The 15,915-nt window shown below is 72.2% G+C and carries 15 protein-coding genes; 7 read left to right on the top strand and 8 right to left on the bottom strand.

Annotated elements, in window-relative coordinates:
• Positions 1–22: 22 nt before the first annotated feature.
• The 5 genes from CP978_RS07465 to CP978_RS07445 all read right to left on the bottom strand — a co-directional run bounded on the left by CP978_RS07465 (position 23) and on the right by CP978_RS07445 (position 4,597).
• Complete coding sequence (locus CP978_RS07465; RefSeq protein ID WP_043438665.1) at positions 23–760, bottom strand: FAD:protein FMN transferase; 738 nt, start codon at positions 758–760, stop codon at positions 23–25.
• Between the two features lie 63 nt (positions 761–823).
• Positions 824–1,282, bottom strand: coding sequence for an FMN-binding protein (locus CP978_RS07460; protein ID WP_043438664.1), 459 nt, complete (start codon positions 1,280–1,282; stop codon positions 824–826).
• A gap of 28 nt (positions 1,283–1,310) precedes the next feature.
• Positions 1,311–2,648: a ferredoxin reductase family protein gene (locus CP978_RS07455; RefSeq protein ID WP_052454541.1), complete on the bottom strand. Its 1,338-nt coding sequence runs from the start codon at positions 2,646–2,648 to the stop codon at positions 1,311–1,313.
• Between the two features lie 124 nt (positions 2,649–2,772).
• Positions 2,773–3,240, bottom strand: a complete 468-nt coding sequence (locus CP978_RS07450) for an FMN-binding protein (protein WP_043438662.1) — start codon at positions 3,238–3,240, stop codon at positions 2,773–2,775.
• A gap of 7 nt (positions 3,241–3,247) precedes the next feature.
• Positions 3,248–4,597, bottom strand: a complete 1,350-nt coding sequence (locus tag CP978_RS07445) for a ferredoxin reductase family protein (RefSeq protein ID WP_043438661.1) — start codon at positions 4,595–4,597, stop codon at positions 3,248–3,250.
• A 166-nt stretch (positions 4,598–4,763) separates the two neighbouring features.
• Here CP978_RS07445 and CP978_RS07440 point away from each other — a divergent pair, with 166 nt between their 5' ends.
• A complete protein-coding gene (locus CP978_RS07440) occupies positions 4,764–5,522 on the top strand; it encodes a response regulator transcription factor (RefSeq protein WP_043438660.1) in 759 nt (252 codons plus the stop codon).
• Complete coding sequence (locus CP978_RS07435; RefSeq protein ID WP_079162049.1) at positions 5,519–7,156, top strand: sensor histidine kinase; 1,638 nt, start codon at positions 5,519–5,521, stop codon at positions 7,154–7,156. Before CP978_RS07440 ends, CP978_RS07435 begins: the two co-directional genes overlap by 4 nt.
• A 133-nt stretch (positions 7,157–7,289) precedes the next feature.
• Here CP978_RS07435 and CP978_RS07430 read toward each other — a convergent pair whose 3' ends face one another.
• Together CP978_RS07430 and CP978_RS07425 are read right to left on the bottom strand one after the other, a co-directional pair.
• A complete protein-coding gene (locus CP978_RS07430) occupies positions 7,290–7,994 on the bottom strand; it encodes a L,D-transpeptidase family protein (RefSeq protein WP_043438659.1) in 705 nt (234 codons plus the stop codon).
• A 3-nt stretch (positions 7,995–7,997) separates the two neighbouring features.
• Positions 7,998–8,585, bottom strand: a complete 588-nt coding sequence (locus tag CP978_RS07425; protein ID WP_043438657.1) for a pyridoxamine 5'-phosphate oxidase family protein — start codon at positions 8,583–8,585, stop codon at positions 7,998–8,000.
• A gap of 175 nt (positions 8,586–8,760) precedes the next feature.
• Here CP978_RS07425 and CP978_RS07420 point away from each other — a divergent pair, with 175 nt between their 5' ends.
• From CP978_RS07420 to CP978_RS07400, 5 genes are all read left to right on the top strand, one after another.
• Complete coding sequence (locus CP978_RS07420) at positions 8,761–9,957, top strand: argininosuccinate synthase (protein WP_179946873.1); 1,197 nt, start codon at positions 8,761–8,763, stop codon at positions 9,955–9,957.
• Between the two features lie 102 nt (positions 9,958–10,059).
• Positions 10,060–11,490 carry an argininosuccinate lyase gene (argH, locus tag CP978_RS07415; RefSeq protein WP_043438654.1) on the top strand — a complete coding sequence of 477 codons (1,431 nt, stop codon included), beginning with the start codon at positions 10,060–10,062 and terminating at the stop codon, positions 11,488–11,490.
• Positions 11,491–11,567: 77 nt separating this feature from the next.
• Positions 11,568–12,539 carry an aldo/keto reductase gene (locus CP978_RS07410; RefSeq protein WP_043438652.1) on the top strand — a complete coding sequence of 324 codons (972 nt, stop codon included), beginning with the start codon at positions 11,568–11,570 and terminating at the stop codon, positions 12,537–12,539.
• Between the two features lie 93 nt (positions 12,540–12,632).
• Positions 12,633–13,184: a TetR/AcrR family transcriptional regulator gene (locus CP978_RS07405; RefSeq protein ID WP_221500863.1), complete on the top strand. Its 552-nt coding sequence runs from the start codon at positions 12,633–12,635 to the stop codon at positions 13,182–13,184.
• Positions 13,181–14,728: an MFS transporter gene (locus CP978_RS07400; protein WP_079162048.1), complete on the top strand. Its 1,548-nt coding sequence runs from the start codon at positions 13,181–13,183 to the stop codon at positions 14,726–14,728. The genes CP978_RS07405 and CP978_RS07400 overlap by 4 nt, the downstream gene beginning before the upstream one ends.
• A 378-nt stretch (positions 14,729–15,106) precedes the next feature.
• Here CP978_RS07400 and CP978_RS07395 read toward each other — a convergent pair whose 3' ends face one another.
• Positions 15,107–15,778 (bottom strand): lysophospholipid acyltransferase family protein, encoded by a 672-nt coding sequence (locus tag CP978_RS07395; protein WP_043438645.1) that lies wholly within the window; start codon positions 15,776–15,778, stop codon positions 15,107–15,109.
• Positions 15,779–15,915 lie beyond the last annotated feature (137 nt).

Below are 15,915 nucleotides of genomic sequence, written 5' to 3'. Positions count from 1 at the left end.
GCGGGGTGCGGGGCCGGAGGGGTCAGCCCAGGAGCGCTGCCAGCCCTCCCGTGCACCGGACCTCGTCGCCCGCCGTGATCAGCAGGGCCTCCGTGTCCGGCAGGCTCTCCAGCCAGGCGAGACCCTCCCGCGACCCCATCGCGAACGCGGCCGTGGCCCAGCAGTCGGCCCAGGTCAGCCGAGGGGCCACCACCGTCACGGCCACCAGGTCGGTCACCGCGGAGCGGCCCGTGCGCGGGTCCACGATGTGCGCGCCGCGCTCCGCGGTCCCCGAGGTGGCCACGGCCAGCTCCGCCGCACCGGCCGCGGTGACCACCGCCGCCAGCCCGCCCGGACGCAGCGGATCCGCCACGCCGACCCGCCAGGGGCGGTGCGGCCCGGGCGCGCCGTACATCTGGACGTCCCCACCGCCGTTGACACTCACCCCGCCCGCCCCGGACGCCGCCAGCCGCCGGGCTGCCCGCTCGACGGCCCAGCCCTTGACGATCCCGGTCGGGTCCAGCCGCCCCGCGTACCGGGTGCTGAACCAGCCGTCGCTGAGCCGTTCCGCCTCGGAGCCCAGGGCGAGCACCTCGGCGACCTCCGGATCGCACTCCGCCACGGTCAGCTCACCACGGGCGAGCCGGGACAGCTGGCTCCCCTCCCGGTAGGTGCTGAACACCTCGTCCACGCGATGCAGCCCGGCCACCGCCTCCTCGAGCGCGGACCGCACGGCCTCGGGCTCGCCCCCGCGCACATCGAAGGAGACGACGGTGCCCATCACCTCCTCCGCGTGGCGCAGCGCTGCCGGTTCCCCGGCGGGGCCGGCGGGTCGAGCGGTCACTCAGCCACCGGCCCGGTCGAGGGCCGACTGCAGGGACTTCTTGTACCCCTCGCTGGTGTACGTGGCGCCGGAGACCGTGTCGATGTCCGCGCTCTGTACGTCCAGGACCGCCCGGTTGAGCCGGGGGACGGCCAGCTCGGTCTTCTCACCGCTGGTCCCGCCCTGCGGCGCCTGGACGGCCTCGGCCCCGGTGATCTTCCCGTCGCTGACGGTGAGCCGCACCTGGACCGTGCCGTACGGGGTCCGGGCCGCATCACCGGTGACGGTACGGGCGCCGGCCGCCGGGCCGCTGCCGCCCTGCGGAGCCTGGGCGGCGGACGTCTGCTGCGGCGCGGCGTCGCCCGCCGCCTGGGCCGCGGCGGGGTCCGTCGTCGGCTTCAGCGACAGCAGCAGCACGATCCCGGACACGGTGGCGGCGCCGGCCAGCACAAAACGCCGGATGGGGTGGCTCTTCCTCATCGCTTCTGGAGCTCCTGTTTCCCGTCGCTCACATCTCGAACGACTCGTGATGGATACGGCGGGCGGGGACTCCCGCGCCGCGAAGTGCCTCGTACACCTGCTGCGCGAAGCCGGGCGGCCCGCACATGAAGACGTCGTGCCGGTCGATGTCCGGCAGCTTGCGGCGCAGGGTGTCCGCCGAGATGTCCGGGCGTTCCCCGTCCGGGCTGTTGACCGCGTACATCAGCCGCGCGCCGCGCTCCTCGGCGATCTGGGCCAGTTCGTCCCACAGGGCCAGGTCCTGGGTGGTGTTGGCCCGGTACAGCAGCGTCAGGTCACCGGAGGCGCCGGGCAGCGTCTCGAACAGCGCCCGCATCGGCGTGATGCCCACACCGCCGGCCACCAGCAGCACCTTGCCGCGGCTACGCCGGTGGGCGGTCAGCGCTCCGTACGGGCCCTCCGCCCACACCCGGGTGCCGGGCGTCAGCTCGCGCAGCGCGGAGCTGTGGTCGCCGATCGCCTTCACCGTGATCCGGAGCATCTGGGGGCGGGGCGCCGCGGACAGCGAGTACGGATGCGAACTGAACCGCATGCCCGGCGCGAGGAAGCGCCAGCGGAAGAACTGCCCGGCCTCCGCGCCCATCCGGTGCAGCTTCCGCCCGGTGATCAGTACCGAGACGACCCCGGGTGTCTCCTCGATGACCGCCTCGACCCGCAGCCGATGACGCAGATTCAGCCGGATCGGGGTGAGGACCCGGTACCAGAGCAGCAGCGCGGTCACCGCTCCGTACAGCACGTACCAGGCGGTCCTGGCCTCCGGCCGGCCGGCGAACTCGTTGCCGGTGGACAGCTGGTGCCAGAACGACAGATAGGTGGCCGCGTAGGTGAGCAGATGGACGTGGTACCAGAAGTCGTACGAGATCCGGCGGCGGACCGGGCCGATCGACAGCAGCCCTATGAGCAGCAGCAGACCCGTGCCGACGGCGGCCTTGCCCATGTCCGGCAGTTGCTCGACCGAGTCGACGGTCTGCCCCACGATGCCGCCGAACCCGAGGCCCGCCTGGAGCGCATAGCCCCCCATGGTCAGCACGAGATGGGCGAGGACCAGGCAGAGGGTGTAGCGGCCGGTCATGGCGTGCCAGCGCGCCACCCGGTCGGAGCCGACCCGGCGTTCCAGTGCGGGCACCCGCGCCATCTGAAGGACGACCAGCGCCATCAGATAGCCCGCGAGCAGCCCGGTGATCCGCCCCGCGTTGATGATCCTGCCGCTGTCGTCGGCGATGGACGGGGTGTTCGCCCACCACAGCCAGATGACGCCCGCGGCGCCCGCCCAGACGGCGGCCAGCAACGGGACGGCGGGGGAACGGCGTGGGCGTATGGCGCGCATCGTCTGGCGCCGCGCCGCGCGGCCACCGGCGATCGTGGACACGGTTTCCTCCGTGGTCCTGCGTGGGACGGTCGAGGCCAGTGGCCCCCTTGCCCCAGAGGTACGCGGCGCGGCGGCCATCCGTTCAACCCCTCGCGGAGTCCAGCGCCGACTGGAGCGAGCGCCGGTATCCCTCGCTGGTGTAGGTGGCCCCGGAGACCGTGTCGATCTCCGCGCTCTGCGCGGCCAGCGCCTCCCGCGTCAGCCGGGGGACGGCATAGCCGCTGATCTCCCGGTCCCTCGGGTTGTCCCGGGGAAGGGCCACCGCCGTGACCTCGGTGAGCCGGCCGTTCCTCAGCGTGATACGGACCTGGACGGGCCCATAGCGGGTCTGCACCTGTTCCCCGGTGACGGTCCCGGTCGTGGTCACGCTGCCGGAGCCGCCGGCGTCCCCCGAGCCGGAGGACGCGTGCGAACCGCCCGACGGCACCGCCGGTCCGACCTCGGGCGCGGAGTGCGGCTTCAGCGACAGCAGCAGCACCAGCCCGGAGACCGTGGCGGCGCTGGTGAGCACCACGCGGCGCAGCGGGCTGGTCCTCCTCAACGCATGCATGACGGCCTCACAGCTCGAACGACTCGTGGTGGATACGGCGGTCGGGGACCCCGGCCGCCCGCAACGCCTCGTAGATGTCCTCGGCGAATGCGGTCGGACCGCACAGATAGACGTCATGGTCGGTGAGTCGGGGCACCGCGCCGCGCAGGGCTCCGGCACCGAGACTCGGGCGGGAGCCGTCGGCTCCGTTGAGCGCGTACAGCACCCGCGCGCCACGCCGGCGGGCGATGGTCTCCAACTCGCCGCCCAGCGCCAGGTCCTCGGCCGAACGCGCCCGGTACAGCAGCGTCACCTCGCCCGGCAGGGTCTCGAACAGGGCGCGCAGCGGGGTGATCCCCACACCGCCCGCGATCAGCAGGGACCTGCCGGTCCTGCCCCGGTCCGCGGTCAGCGCCCCGTACGGGCCCTCCGCCCACACCCGGGTGCCGGGCCGCAGCCGCGCCACCGACGCGCTGTGGTCACCGAGCGCCTTGACGGTGATGCGCAGCCGGTCGCCGTAGGGCGGTGCCGACAGCGAGTACGGCGTGGACGTCCAGCGCATGCCGTCCGCGAGGAACCGCCAGCGGAAGAACTGCCCCGGCTCGGCGCCCAGTTCGTCCAGCCGCCGGCCCCGTATCACCACCGACCACACCCCCCGCGCCTCCGCGTGCACCGACTCCACGCGCAGCCGGTGGCGCACATTGAGCCGTACCGGGGTCAGCACCCGGAACCACAGCACCAGGGCCGCGGCCCCCAGATACAGCGCGTACCAGACCGTCCGGGCGACCGGGGCGCCGGTGAACTCCGCGCCCAGCGCCAGCTGATGACCGAAGGCGAGGAAGACCGCGGCATAGGTGAGGAGATGGACGCCGTACCAGAACTCATGGCGGGCCCTGCGGCGGACGGCGCGCGCCGAGGTGATCCCCACGGCGAACAGCACCAGCGTGCCGAAGGCCGCCTTCAGCATCTCCGGGTAGTGCAGCACCACGGTGAGCGTCTCGCGCACCAGCGAGGTCCGGTCCTGGACGGCGTACCCGGTCAGGATCAGCACCAGATGCCCGACCAGCAGACACACCGTGCAGCGCCCGGCCGCTGCATGCCAGCGGGCCACCCGGTCCGAGCCGATCCGCCGCTCCAGCAGAGGCACCCGGGCCATCAGGGCGACCAGCACGGCACAGGAGTATCCGCACAGCAGTCCCGTGATCCGCCCGGCCCCGATGAGCACTCCGGCCGCGCCCACCACGGACGAGGTGTCCTGCCACCACAGGGCCACCACGGCCGCCGCACCGGCCCACAGCAGGGCCAGCACGGGGCCCGCCGGGGAGCGCCTCGCGATCGGCGGCGCGGGCGGCGCCTGCCGCGGGTACACCGTGGTCATGATCCGTTCCTTCCGGGCATCGGAGGACGCCACAGTGCAGGCACCAGCTCTGAGGAGGCTCTGAAGACTCTGAGCGTCCGGCCGGACGGGCCGAGGGCATTCACAGGGAACTCAGAGGGACCGCTGCCGCCGGTTCGCTCCGGAACGAGGGATCCTGGGGAGCGCGATGAACACACCCAGCGCGACGCACACCCCCCGCTCCGGCCGCCCCGCCCTGGCCCGCCCCGACGGCACCCCCCTGCGTGTCCTGGTCGTCGACGACGACCCCGACCTCTCCGAGGTGCTGTGCGGGGCCCTGCGCTACGAGGGCTGGGAGGTGCGCACGGCCGGTGACGGCGCCACGGCCGTCACCCGGGCCCGTGAGCTGATGCCCGACGCCGTCGTGCTGGACGTGATGCTCCCGGACACCGACGGCTTCGCAGTGCTGCGCTCCCTGCGCACCGCGAGGCCCGAGATCTGTGTGCTCTTCCTCACGGCGCGGGACGCCGTCGAGGACCGTATCGCCGGGATCACGGCGGGCGGCGACGACTATGTGACCAAACCGTTCAGCCTGGAGGAGGTCGTCGCCCGGCTCCGCGGACTGCTGCGCCGGGCCGGTATGGCCCGGCAGCTGGTGGACGGCCCCCGGCTGACCGTGGGCGATCTGACCATGGACGAGGAGGCCCGTGAGGTGACCCGGGCCGGTGAACTGATCGAGCTGTCCCCCACCGAGTTCGAGCTGCTGCGCTTTCTGATGCGCAATCCACGGCGGGTGCTCAGCAAATCGCAGATCCTGGACCGGGTGTGGTCGTACGACTTCGGCGGCCAGGCCCATGTCGTCGAGCTGTACATCTCCTATCTGCGCAAAAAGGTGGACGCGGGCCGCGACCCCATGATCCACACGGTGCGCGGGGTCGGGTATGTGCTCAAGCCGGTGACCCGATGACCGCGGGACCGCGCGGCCTGCCGTGGTGGGGCACGGTGGCGCGCAGGGTGCGCGGACTGCCCCGGCCGCGCACGCTGCGGGCCCGGCTCACCGCTGGACTCGTCGTGCTGCTCGCGCTCAGCTGCGCCGCGGTCGGGGTGGCAGCGGTGGTCGAACTGAACGGCTTTCTCACCGGCCGGCTTGACCAGCAGCTGCGCGAGGTCGGCCCGCGCTTCCCGGCGAGCCTGGAGCACGGGGTCAGACCGTCGGACCACGACGGTGACGAGTACGGCGACACCCGCAAGCAGACCGCCGGCACCTTCGGCGCCCGGCTGCTCGGAGCGAAGGTCACCCATGCGGCGGTGGTGCGCCCCGGCAGCGACAGCTCCGCCCTCACCACCCCCCTGAGCGGGCGGGACCGGCGCACCCTCGCGACCGTCCCCGAGGACGGCCGGGGCCACAGCGTCCGGCTGGCCTCCCTCGGCGGATACCGGCTGATGGCGACGCCGGGCATGGACGGCGACACCCTGATCACCGGGCTTCCGCTGGAGCCGGTGGAGGCGGCGGTGCACCGGCTGGAGAGCGTGGCGGCCGTCGTCTTCGGCGCGGCCCTCGCGGTGACCGGCGTCGCGGGCGCCGTCTGGGTGCGCTGGTCCCTGCGGCCGATGAGCAGGGTCGCCGCGACCGCGGCCCGCGTCAGCGAGCTCCCGCTGGCCAGCGGGGAGGTCGCGCTGCCGGCGCGCGTTCCCGAGAACGACCCGCGCAGCGAGGTGGGCCGGGTCGCCACCGCCTTCAACCGGATGCTCGGCCATGTCGAGGACGCGCTGACCAAGCGGCACGCCGTGGAGGAACGGCTGCGCAGCTTCGCCGCCGACGCCAGCCATGAGCTGCGCACCCCGGTCGCCTCGGTCCGCGGCCATGCCGAGCTGGCGCTGCTGCACCCCGGTCCCGTCCCGGCGGAGGTGACCCGCGCCCTGGAACGGATCGCCGCCGAGTCGGCGCGGATGGGTGTGATGGTGGACGATCTTCTGCTGCTGGCCCGCCTGGACGCGGGCCGCCCCCTGGAGCGGCGCCCCGTCGACCTCACCCGCCTGGTCCTGGACGCGGTGACCGACGCCCGCGCGGCCGGCCCCGGGCACCGCTGGACTCTGGAGCTGTCGGAGGAACCGGTGACCGTGACCGGTGACGAGCACCGGCTCCAGCAGGTGCTGGGCAATCTGCTGGCCAACGCCCGTCTGCACACCCCCGAGGGCACGCGGGTGGCGGTCTCGCTGGAGACCGACGGCCCGGCGGCCGTCCTCCGGGTCCATGACGACGGCCCGGGCATCCCCGAGGACATCCGCCCCGGCGTCTTCGAACGCTTCACCCGGGCCGAGCACCGTCGCCGCCCCGGCGACCAGGGCGGCGGCGCCGGACTGGGCCTGTCGATCGTGGCGGCGGTGACTCAGGCGCACGGCGGAGGCGTCCGCCTCGACTCCCGCCCCGGCGGGACCACCTTCACGGTCCGGCTGCCCGCGGACCCGGCCCCGGAAAGCGCCCCGGACACGGGCCCGGACGCGGCCCCGGAAAGGGCCCCGGAAACGGGCCCGGACGCGGCCCCGGCCGGTGCCGCCCGCCGCGGCACTAGTGCCGCGGCAGGCAACGTTTGCCCGTGAAGGAGCGGCGTCCGGTGCGTGCTCTCGGTGTGCCGGCCGGAAGTCCTCGTACTGGACGTACTTGGGCTTGCGGCCGGTGGGGCGAGAGTGCGTGCCGGGCGTCGCGACGGGGCGAACGTTGCCTGTCGGGGCACTAGTACCGGGTGAGCGCCGTCGTGCCGCTCACGGTTCCGATCGCGATGTGCGGTCCCCGCGACGGATCCGCCCACCCCAGGATCCGCCGCATCGCGTCCATCGGCACCGATACGCACCCCTCCGTCGCCGCCCTGCCGTCGACATGCAGGAAGATGCCCGCGCCCCGCTCCCGTACGGGCTCGGTGTAGTTGAAGCCGATGACCAGGGCGTAGGCGTACTGGGGGTCGTGGGCGATCAGATGCTCCGACTCCGAGGCACGGCAGTCGGCCGGGAGGGGTTCCGTCCAGCGGTTGTAGGAGGCGGACGCGTTGTCCTGGCACCACCAGGAGTCCTGGTGCACCGGGCGGTACGGCACCTTGGTGCCCGGGGGTGCGGTCCTGATGCCGAAGGCGTGGGGGAGGGCGTAGAGGCCGGTCGGTGTGGTGCCGGTGCCCTGCCGCCGTGCGGCGCCCTCGACGAGCCCGTGCGCACCGAAGCGCGCGGGCGCCGAACCGGCCCTCACCCACCGCCCGTCCCGGCGGTCCCACCAGTCGACCGTGCCCGAGGTCGCGCCGGTCGTGGACGCCCGCGCCGTGATCAGCTGGGTGCCGCCCCCGGTGTCCGCCATCCGCTCGGGCAGCGGCTTCTCCTCGGCGGCACCCGGCGCGGCGCCGAGCACCAGGAGGGAGACGGCGAGGAGGGCGGCGAGGGGACCGGGGCGCATGGTTCAGAACGTAGCCGGAGGCAGGGGCAGAGGCAGTCCCGGCAGGCCGTCCAGGCTGGTTCCGATGTGCTCCTTCCCCCGGAAGTAGGCATCGAGGGAGGTGTCGTCCTCCCGGGCGAACCGTCTGCCGTGCAGATCGCGGTCCTGGTCGTAGGTCATGAAGGGCACCGCGTATCCGCAGGTGTCGCGGACGAGTTCGGCCCGCACGACGATGATCGCGCGCAGTCCGTGCGGGGCCGGGTCGATGTCCGGGAAGCGGGCGAGCAGCTCGGGGAAGCGGGGGTCGTCGCGGAAGACCGGCTCACCGCGGCCGTGCACCCGCACGATGTTCGGCGGGCCCTGGAAGGCGCACCACATCAGGGTGATCCGGCCGTTCTCCCGCAGATGGGCGACGGTCTCGGCGTTGCTCCCGGCGAAGTCCAGATAGGCGACGGTGAGGTCGTCGAGGACGGCGAAGGAGCCCTTGAGCCCCTTGGGCGACAGATTGACCGTGCCGTCGCCGGACAGGGGAGCGGTGGCGGTGAAGAAGAGGGGCTGTTCCTCGATGAACGTCCGCAGTCGTCCGGTGATGCGTTCATAGGTCTTTCCCATGTCTGACGATTATCCGGCATGTTCCTTCGCCTGTCTAAGGAAATCGCGGGGCCGCTCCGGCACGGAGGAGGCTCCGGCTCGTCCCCGCCACGCCGCCCCGACCTCTTGAATTGACGAATCATGCAGGCGCCTGCATACTCATGCATATCAGCGAATGCACTGTGAGGAGAAACCCGTGACCGAGCGCGTCGTACTCGCCTACTCAGGCGGTCTGGACACCTCCGTCGCCATCGGCTGGATCGCCGAGGAGACGGGCGCCGAGGTCATCGCCGTTGCGGTCGACGTCGGCCAGGGCGGCGAGGACCTGGACGTCATCCGCAAGCGCGCGCTCGCCTGCGGTGCCGTGGAGGCCGAGGTCGCCGACGCCAAGGACGAGTTCGCCGACGAGTACTGCCTCCCGGCGATCAAGGCCAACGCCCTCTACATGGACCGCTACCCGCTGGTCTCCGCGCTCTCGCGCCCCACGATCGTCAAGCACCTCGTCGCCGCCGCCCAGAAGCATGGCGCCGGCACGGTCGCCCACGGCTGCACCGGCAAGGGCAACGACCAGGTCCGTTTCGAGGCCGGCATCGTCGCCCTCGCCCCCGACCTCAAGTGCATCGCCCCGGTCCGTGACTACGCGATGACCCGGGACAAGGCCATCGCGTTCTGCGAGGCGAAGAACCTCCCGATCGCGACCACCAAGAAGTCGCCCTACTCCATCGACCAGAACGTCTTCGGCCGTGCCGTCGAGACCGGCTTCCTCGAGGACATCTGGAACGCCCCGATCGAGGACATCTACGAGTACACCTCCAACCCGGCCGAGCCTCGCGAGGCCGACGAGGTGGTCATCACCTTCCACCAGGGCGTCCCGGTCGCCGTCGACGGCAAGCCCGTCACCGTTCTGCAGGCGATCCAGCAGCTCAACGAGCGCGCGGGCGCCCAGGGCATCGGCCGGATCGACATGGTCGAGGACCGGCTGGTGGGCATCAAGTCCCGCGAGGTCTACGAGGCTCCGGGCGCCATCGCCCTGATCACCGCCCACCAGGAGCTGGAGAACGTCACCGTCGAGCGCGAACTCGCCCGCTACAAGCGGCAGGTCGAGCAGCGCTGGGGCGAACTGGTCTACGACGGCCAGTGGTTCTCCCCGCTCAAGCGCGCCCTGGACGGCTTCATCGCGGAGGCCAACCAGCCCGTCTCCGGCGACATCCGGATGACCCTGCACGCAGGCCGCGCGGTCGTCACCGGCCGGCGGTCCGAGCAGTCGCTGTACGACTTCAACCTGGCCACCTACGACACGGGCGACACCTTCGACCAGTCCGCGGCCAAGGGCTTCATCGACATCTACAGCCTGTCGTCGAAGATCGCCGCGCAGCGGGATCTGCAGGCATAGCCTGACGCCGACCGGCACCTCACCGGCCTGACCGCCGCCTCCTCACTCATGGGTGGGGAGGCGGCGGCACATCCACACCCTCTCGATCGAGGAGCACAGCAAGTGAGCAGCAGCAGCGGTGACGTACGCCTCTGGGGCGGCCGTTTCGCCGACGGTCCCGCCGAGGCCCTGGCGAAGCTGTCCGCGTCCGTCCACTTCGACTGGCGGCTGGCGCCGTACGACATCGCCGGTTCCCGTGCCCATGCGCGTGTGCTGCACGGCGCGGGACTCCTCACCGACGACGAGCTCACCCGGATGCTCGCGGGGCTCGACCGGCTCGAGGCGGATGTCGCCGACGGCTCCTTCACCGGCACCATCGCCGACGAGGACGTGCACACGGCCCTGGAGCGCGGCCTGCTGGAGCGCCTCGGCCCCGACCTCGGCGGCAAGCTGCGGGCCGGCCGTTCCCGCAACGACCAGGTCGCGACCCTCTTCCGGATGTATCTGCGCGACCACGCCCGTACCGTCGGCGGTCTGATCGCCGACCTCCAGGACGCCCTGATCGGCCTGGCCGAGGCCCACCCGGACGTGGCGATGCCCGGCCGCACCCACCTCCAGCACGCCCAGCCGGTGCTCTTCGCGCATCATGTCCTCGCGCATGTCCAGGCGCTGACCCGGGACGCCGAGCGGCTGCGTCAGTGGGACGAGCGCACCGCCGTCTCGCCGTACGGCTCGGGCGCGCTCGCGGGCAGCAGCCTCGGCCTCGACCCGGAGGCGGTCGCCCGGGACCTCGGGTTCGAGCACGGCAGCTCGGCCAACTCCATCGACGGCACGGCCTCGCGTGACTTCGTCGCCGAGTTCGCCTTCATCACCGCGATGATCGGTGTCAACCTCTCCCGGATCGCCGAAGAGGTCATCATCTGGAACACCAAGGAGTTCTCCTTCGTCACGCTCCACGACGCCTTCTCCACCGGGTCGTCGATCATGCCGCAGAAGAAGAACCCGGACATCGCGGAGCTGGCCCGGGGCAAGAGCGGCCGGCTTATCGGCAATCTGACCGGTCTGATGGCGACCCTGAAGGCACTGCCGCTCGCCTACAACCGTGACCTCCAGGAGGACAAGGAGCCGGTCTTCGACTCCATCGACCAGCTGGAGGTCCTGCTCCCCGCCTTCACCGGGATGATGGCGACGCTGACCGTGCACCGCGAGCGGATGGAGGAGCTGGCCCCGGCGGGCTTCTCGCTCGCCACCGACATCGCCGAGTGGCTCGTCAAGCAGGGCGTGCCGTTCCGGGTGGCGCACGAGGTCGCCGGCGAGTGCGTGAAGGCCGCGGAGGCCGAGGGCAAGGAGCTGGACGAGCTGACCGACGAGCAGTTCGCGAAGATCTCGGCCCATCTGACGCCCGAGGTGCGGTCCGTGCTCAACGTCCCCGGCGCCCTCGCCTCCCGCAACGGACGCGGCGGCACGGCCCCCGAGGCGGTCGCCGTGCAGCTGACCGAGGTGAAGGCGGACGTGGCGGCCCAGCACACCTGGGCGACCGCGAAGCAGCACTGACAGAGGTCCGTTCGCCGAAGGGCATCGGAGGTTACGTTGGGTCGCAGCCGCAAGGAGCCGACCGAACGGAGCCCGCGATGCCCTTCGCACGCCTGACGTCAGCCACGACTCCCACCTGCCACCTCGGCCTGGGCCTCGCGGCCGTCGGACGACCCGGCTACATCAACCTGGGCCGGGAGCGGGACCTCCCGCCCGACCGCAGCGTCGACGCCCTGCGCGAGCGCACCCACCAGCTGCTGGACGCCGCCTATGCGCAGGGCGTCCGCTATGTCGACGTGGCCCGCTCCTACGGCCGCTCCGAGGAGTTCCTCGCCGAATGGCTGGCCGCGCGCCCCGACGCCGCGGACCTGGTGGTCGGCAGCAAGTGGGGCTACACCTACACCGCCGACTGGACCACCGACGCGGAGCGGCACGAGGTCAAGGACCACGGCCTCGCCACCTATGAGCGGCAGCGGGCCGAGACCGCCGCCCTGCTCGGCGACCGGCTCGACCTCCACCAGATCCACTCGGTGACCCCCGACAGCCCGGCCCTCACCGACCGGAAGCTGCACGCCAGGCTGGCCGAGGCGGCCGCGGAGGGCGTCACGGTCGGCTTCTCCACCAGCGGCCCCGCGCAGGCCGACGCGATCCGCGCCGCCCTCGCCGTGACGGTCGACGGCGAGCCCCTCTTCCGTACCGTCCAGTCCACCTACAACCTGCTGGAGACCTCCGCCGCCCCCGCGCTGGAGGAGGCCCATGACGCCGGACTCACGGTGATCGTCAAGGAGGGCGTGGCCAACGGACGGCTGGCCGGCCCGGATGCGCCCAAGGCGCTGAAGGCCGTGGCCGAGGAGACGTCGTACGGCTGTGACGCGGTCGCCCTCGCGGTGATCCTGTGCCGTCCCTGGGCCGGTGTCGTCCTCTCCGGCGCCGCCACCGTCACCCAGCTCGCCTCGAACCTGCACGCCGCCGCCGTCGACCTGGACGCGGAGCAGCTCGCCCGTCTGGAGGCCCTCGCCGAGGAGCCGGGCGCCTACTGGGAGCGGCGCGGCCGGCTGCCCTGGCACTGAGTTCCGCAGGATCGTCCGCATATCAGCAACCGATGGTGAGACCCCCACGCCTCTCATGAGACATTGATGTCTCACATGCCCTATAGTTGTCTCATGGCCGTCGATCGAGACCTCGTGCTGCGCAGCGCAGCCGCCCTGCTCACCCGCAAGTCCACCGCCACCCTGGACGAGGTCGCCAGGGCGGCCGGGATCAGCCGGGCCACGCTGCACCGCCACTTCGCGGGGCGCGATGCCCTCGTACGGGCGCTGGAGGCGCTCGGTATCGAGGAGTGCGAGGCGGCGCTGGACGCCGCCCGGCTCGACGAGGGTCCCGTCCGGGAGGCCCTGCAGCGCTTCGTGGCCGAGATCGAGCCCGCGGCCGGGCTGCTCGCCTTCCTCTACAGCGAGAACCAGCTCTTCGAGGGCGAGCAGCAGAACGAGGGCTGGACCCGGATCGACGCCCGGGCCGCCGCGCTGTTCCGGCGTGGCCAGGAGAGCGGCGAGCTCCGGATCGACCTCTCCCCGACCTGGCTCACCGAGGCCCTGTACGGACTGCTGGCCTCCGGTGCCTGGGCCGTACTGGAGGGGCGACTCGCCCCCAAGGACTTCACCTACATGATCGTCGAGCTGCTGCTCGGCGGCGTACTACGGAGAGAACAACCATGACCAGCTCCCTGCAGGAGAGTGGGGGAGGAGCCATGAGCTCGCTGGAGACCGTGCCACGGGCCGAGAGGCGCCCGGGCCGTTGGCTCGCACTCGGCGTGCTGGTGCTCGCCGTGCTGCTGGTGGCCGTGGACGCGACCGTCCTCGGCCTCGCCACCCCCTACATCAGCGAGGACCTGAGACCCTCGGGCACCCAGTTGCTGTGGATCGGCGACATCTACTCGTTCGTCATCGCCGGTCTGCTGGTGTCCATGGGCAGCCTGGGCGACCGCATCGGCCGCAAGCGGATCCTGCTCGTCGGCGCCACGGCCTTCGGGCTGATATCGGTCCTCAACGCCTATGCGTCGACGCCGGCCACCATGATCCTGGCGCGGGCGTTGCTCGGTGTCGCGGGGGCGACCCTGATGCCCGCCACCCTCGCCCTGATCCGCAACATCTTCCAGGATCCGCGCGAGCGCAGCCTCGCCGTCGGCGTCTGGGGCGCGATGGCCTCGGCCGGTACGGCGGTCGGCCCGATCGTCGGCGGCCTGCTGCTCGAACACTTCTGGTGGGGCTCGGTCTTCCTCATCAACCTGCCGGTGATGGTGCTTCTCGTGGTCATCGGGTTGCGCACGCTGCCCGAGTTCCGCAACCCCGACCCCGGCCCCTGGGACACCCCCAGTGTGCTGCTGTCGCTCGTCGGCATGGTCGGCGTGGTGTACGCCGTCAAGGAGGGGGCCTCCCACGGGTTCACCTGGCCCGCCACCGTGGTCGGACTGGTCGGCGTCGCCGCGCTGTACGGCTTCGTCCGTCGCCAGTTGACGCTTCCGGTGCCGCTGCTGGACATGCGGCTGTTCCGCCGTCGCGGCTTCAGCGGTGCGGTGCTCGCCGATCTGCTGACCGTGCTAGGGATGTCCGGGCTGGTCTTCTTCCTCTCCCAGTTCCTGCAACTGGTGCAGGGAAGGCGGCCGTTCGAGGCGGGCCTGGCCGAACTCCCGGCCGCCGTCGGAGCGGTCGTGGCGGGTCTGATGGCGGGCGCGGCGGCCCGGCGCTTCTCGGTGCGGGGCGTGGTCTCGGGCGGGCTCGCCGCGGTGGGCGTGGCGCTCGCCGCCCTCGCCGTGCTCGACCGGACCACCGGTTATCCGCTGATCGGGGTCGCGCTGCTGGTCGTGGGCGTCGGCGCGGGCCTCTCCTTCACGGTCACCGCGGATGTGATCCTCTCCAGCGTGCCCAAGCACCAGGCGGGCGCCGCCTCGGCGGTCTCGGAGACGGCGTACGAACTCGGCGCGGCCCTCGGTATCGCCCTGCTCGGCTCGGTGGTGACCGGGGTCTACCGCGGCTTCACGGGCCCACCGGGCACCCCCGCCGCGGCACATGAATCCCTGGGCGGCGCGGTCGAGGCCGCGGGAAGCATGCCCAGGGCCACGGGCCGGGCCCTGCTGCTGTCGGCCCGGGAGGCCTTCGTGAACGGCCTCTCCCTGGCGGTGGCAGCAGGCGCCGCAGTCCTCCTGGCCGCAGCCCTGGCCGCCTGGTTCCTCCTGAAAGACCAACGCCTCCACACCACCTGACCCACCCCCGCGCCCCGCCAGGGGCGCGGGGAACCGCGCGCTCAACTCAGACGCACCGGCACGCCCCCACGACGCGCACCCCCACGGCCGGCGAAGCTCCCGGCCCCGGCGCACCGAGCGGGCGCGGCAAACCCCGCCAGGGGCGCGGGGAACTGCGCACTCAACCCAGACGCACCCGCACGCCCCCCACGACGCGCACCCCCACGGCCCGCGAAGCTCCCGGCCCCGGCGCACCGAGCGGGCGCGCTAAACCCCGCCAGGGGCGCGGGGAACTGCGCGCTCAACCCAGACGCACCGGCACGCCCCACGGCGCGCAACCCCTACGACCGCAGGGCCGTCAACCCCGGGCACCCGAACACCCCGCCAACCGCCGGAGGCCTACGCCGCCTTGGCCTTGGTCGCGTACATGTCCACATACTCCTGCCCCGACAACCGCATGACCTCCGACATCACCGAGTCGGTGACGGCCCGCAGCACATACCGGTCCCGGTCCATCCCCTCATAGCGGGAGAACTCCAGCGCCTCCCCGAACCGCACCGTCACCTTGCTGGGCCGCGGCAGCCCCGACCCGGTCGGCTGGATCTTGTCGGTGCCGATCATGGCGAACGGAACCACCGGCGCACCGGTCATCAGGGTGAGCCGGGCGATACCGGTCCGCCCGCGGTACAGACGGCCGTCGGGCGAGCGCGTCCCCTCGGGGTAGATGCCGAAGATCCTGCCCTCCTCGAGGATCCGACGCCCGGTCATCAGCGCCGCGACCCCGCCCCTGCCGCCGTCGCGGTCGACCGGGATCATCCCGACCCCGGTGAAGAACCAGGCCATCAGCCTGCCCTTGACGCCCTTCCCGGTGACGTACTCCTCCTTGCCGATGAAGCAGACCTGACGGTCGCAGACCAGCGGCAGGATCATCGAGTCGATGAAGGTCAGATGATTGCCGGCCAGAATCACCGGGCCGTCGCCGGGAATGTTCTCCACGCCCTCCACCTGTGGGCGGAACATCAGACGCATGATCGGTCCGAGCACTGCCTTGATGAGCGTGAAGCGGGACAACAGGTCCTCCGGTGTCAAGGATGCGGTATGAGTCTGTGCAGCTGAGGACGATACTCGCGGTGCCCGGCATATCGCACACCGGATCACGCTCCGAACACGCGTCGTTGCCGATTGTTTACCCGAGATCACGTCCCGTC

Origin of the sequence: Streptomyces nodosus (genome assembly GCF_008704995.1) — a bacterium.
Classification (GTDB): domain Bacteria; phylum Actinomycetota; class Actinomycetes; order Streptomycetales; family Streptomycetaceae; genus Streptomyces; species Streptomyces nodosus.
Note: the sequence above shows the minus strand (reverse complement) of the source record. Positions and strands in the feature narration are given on the sequence as shown.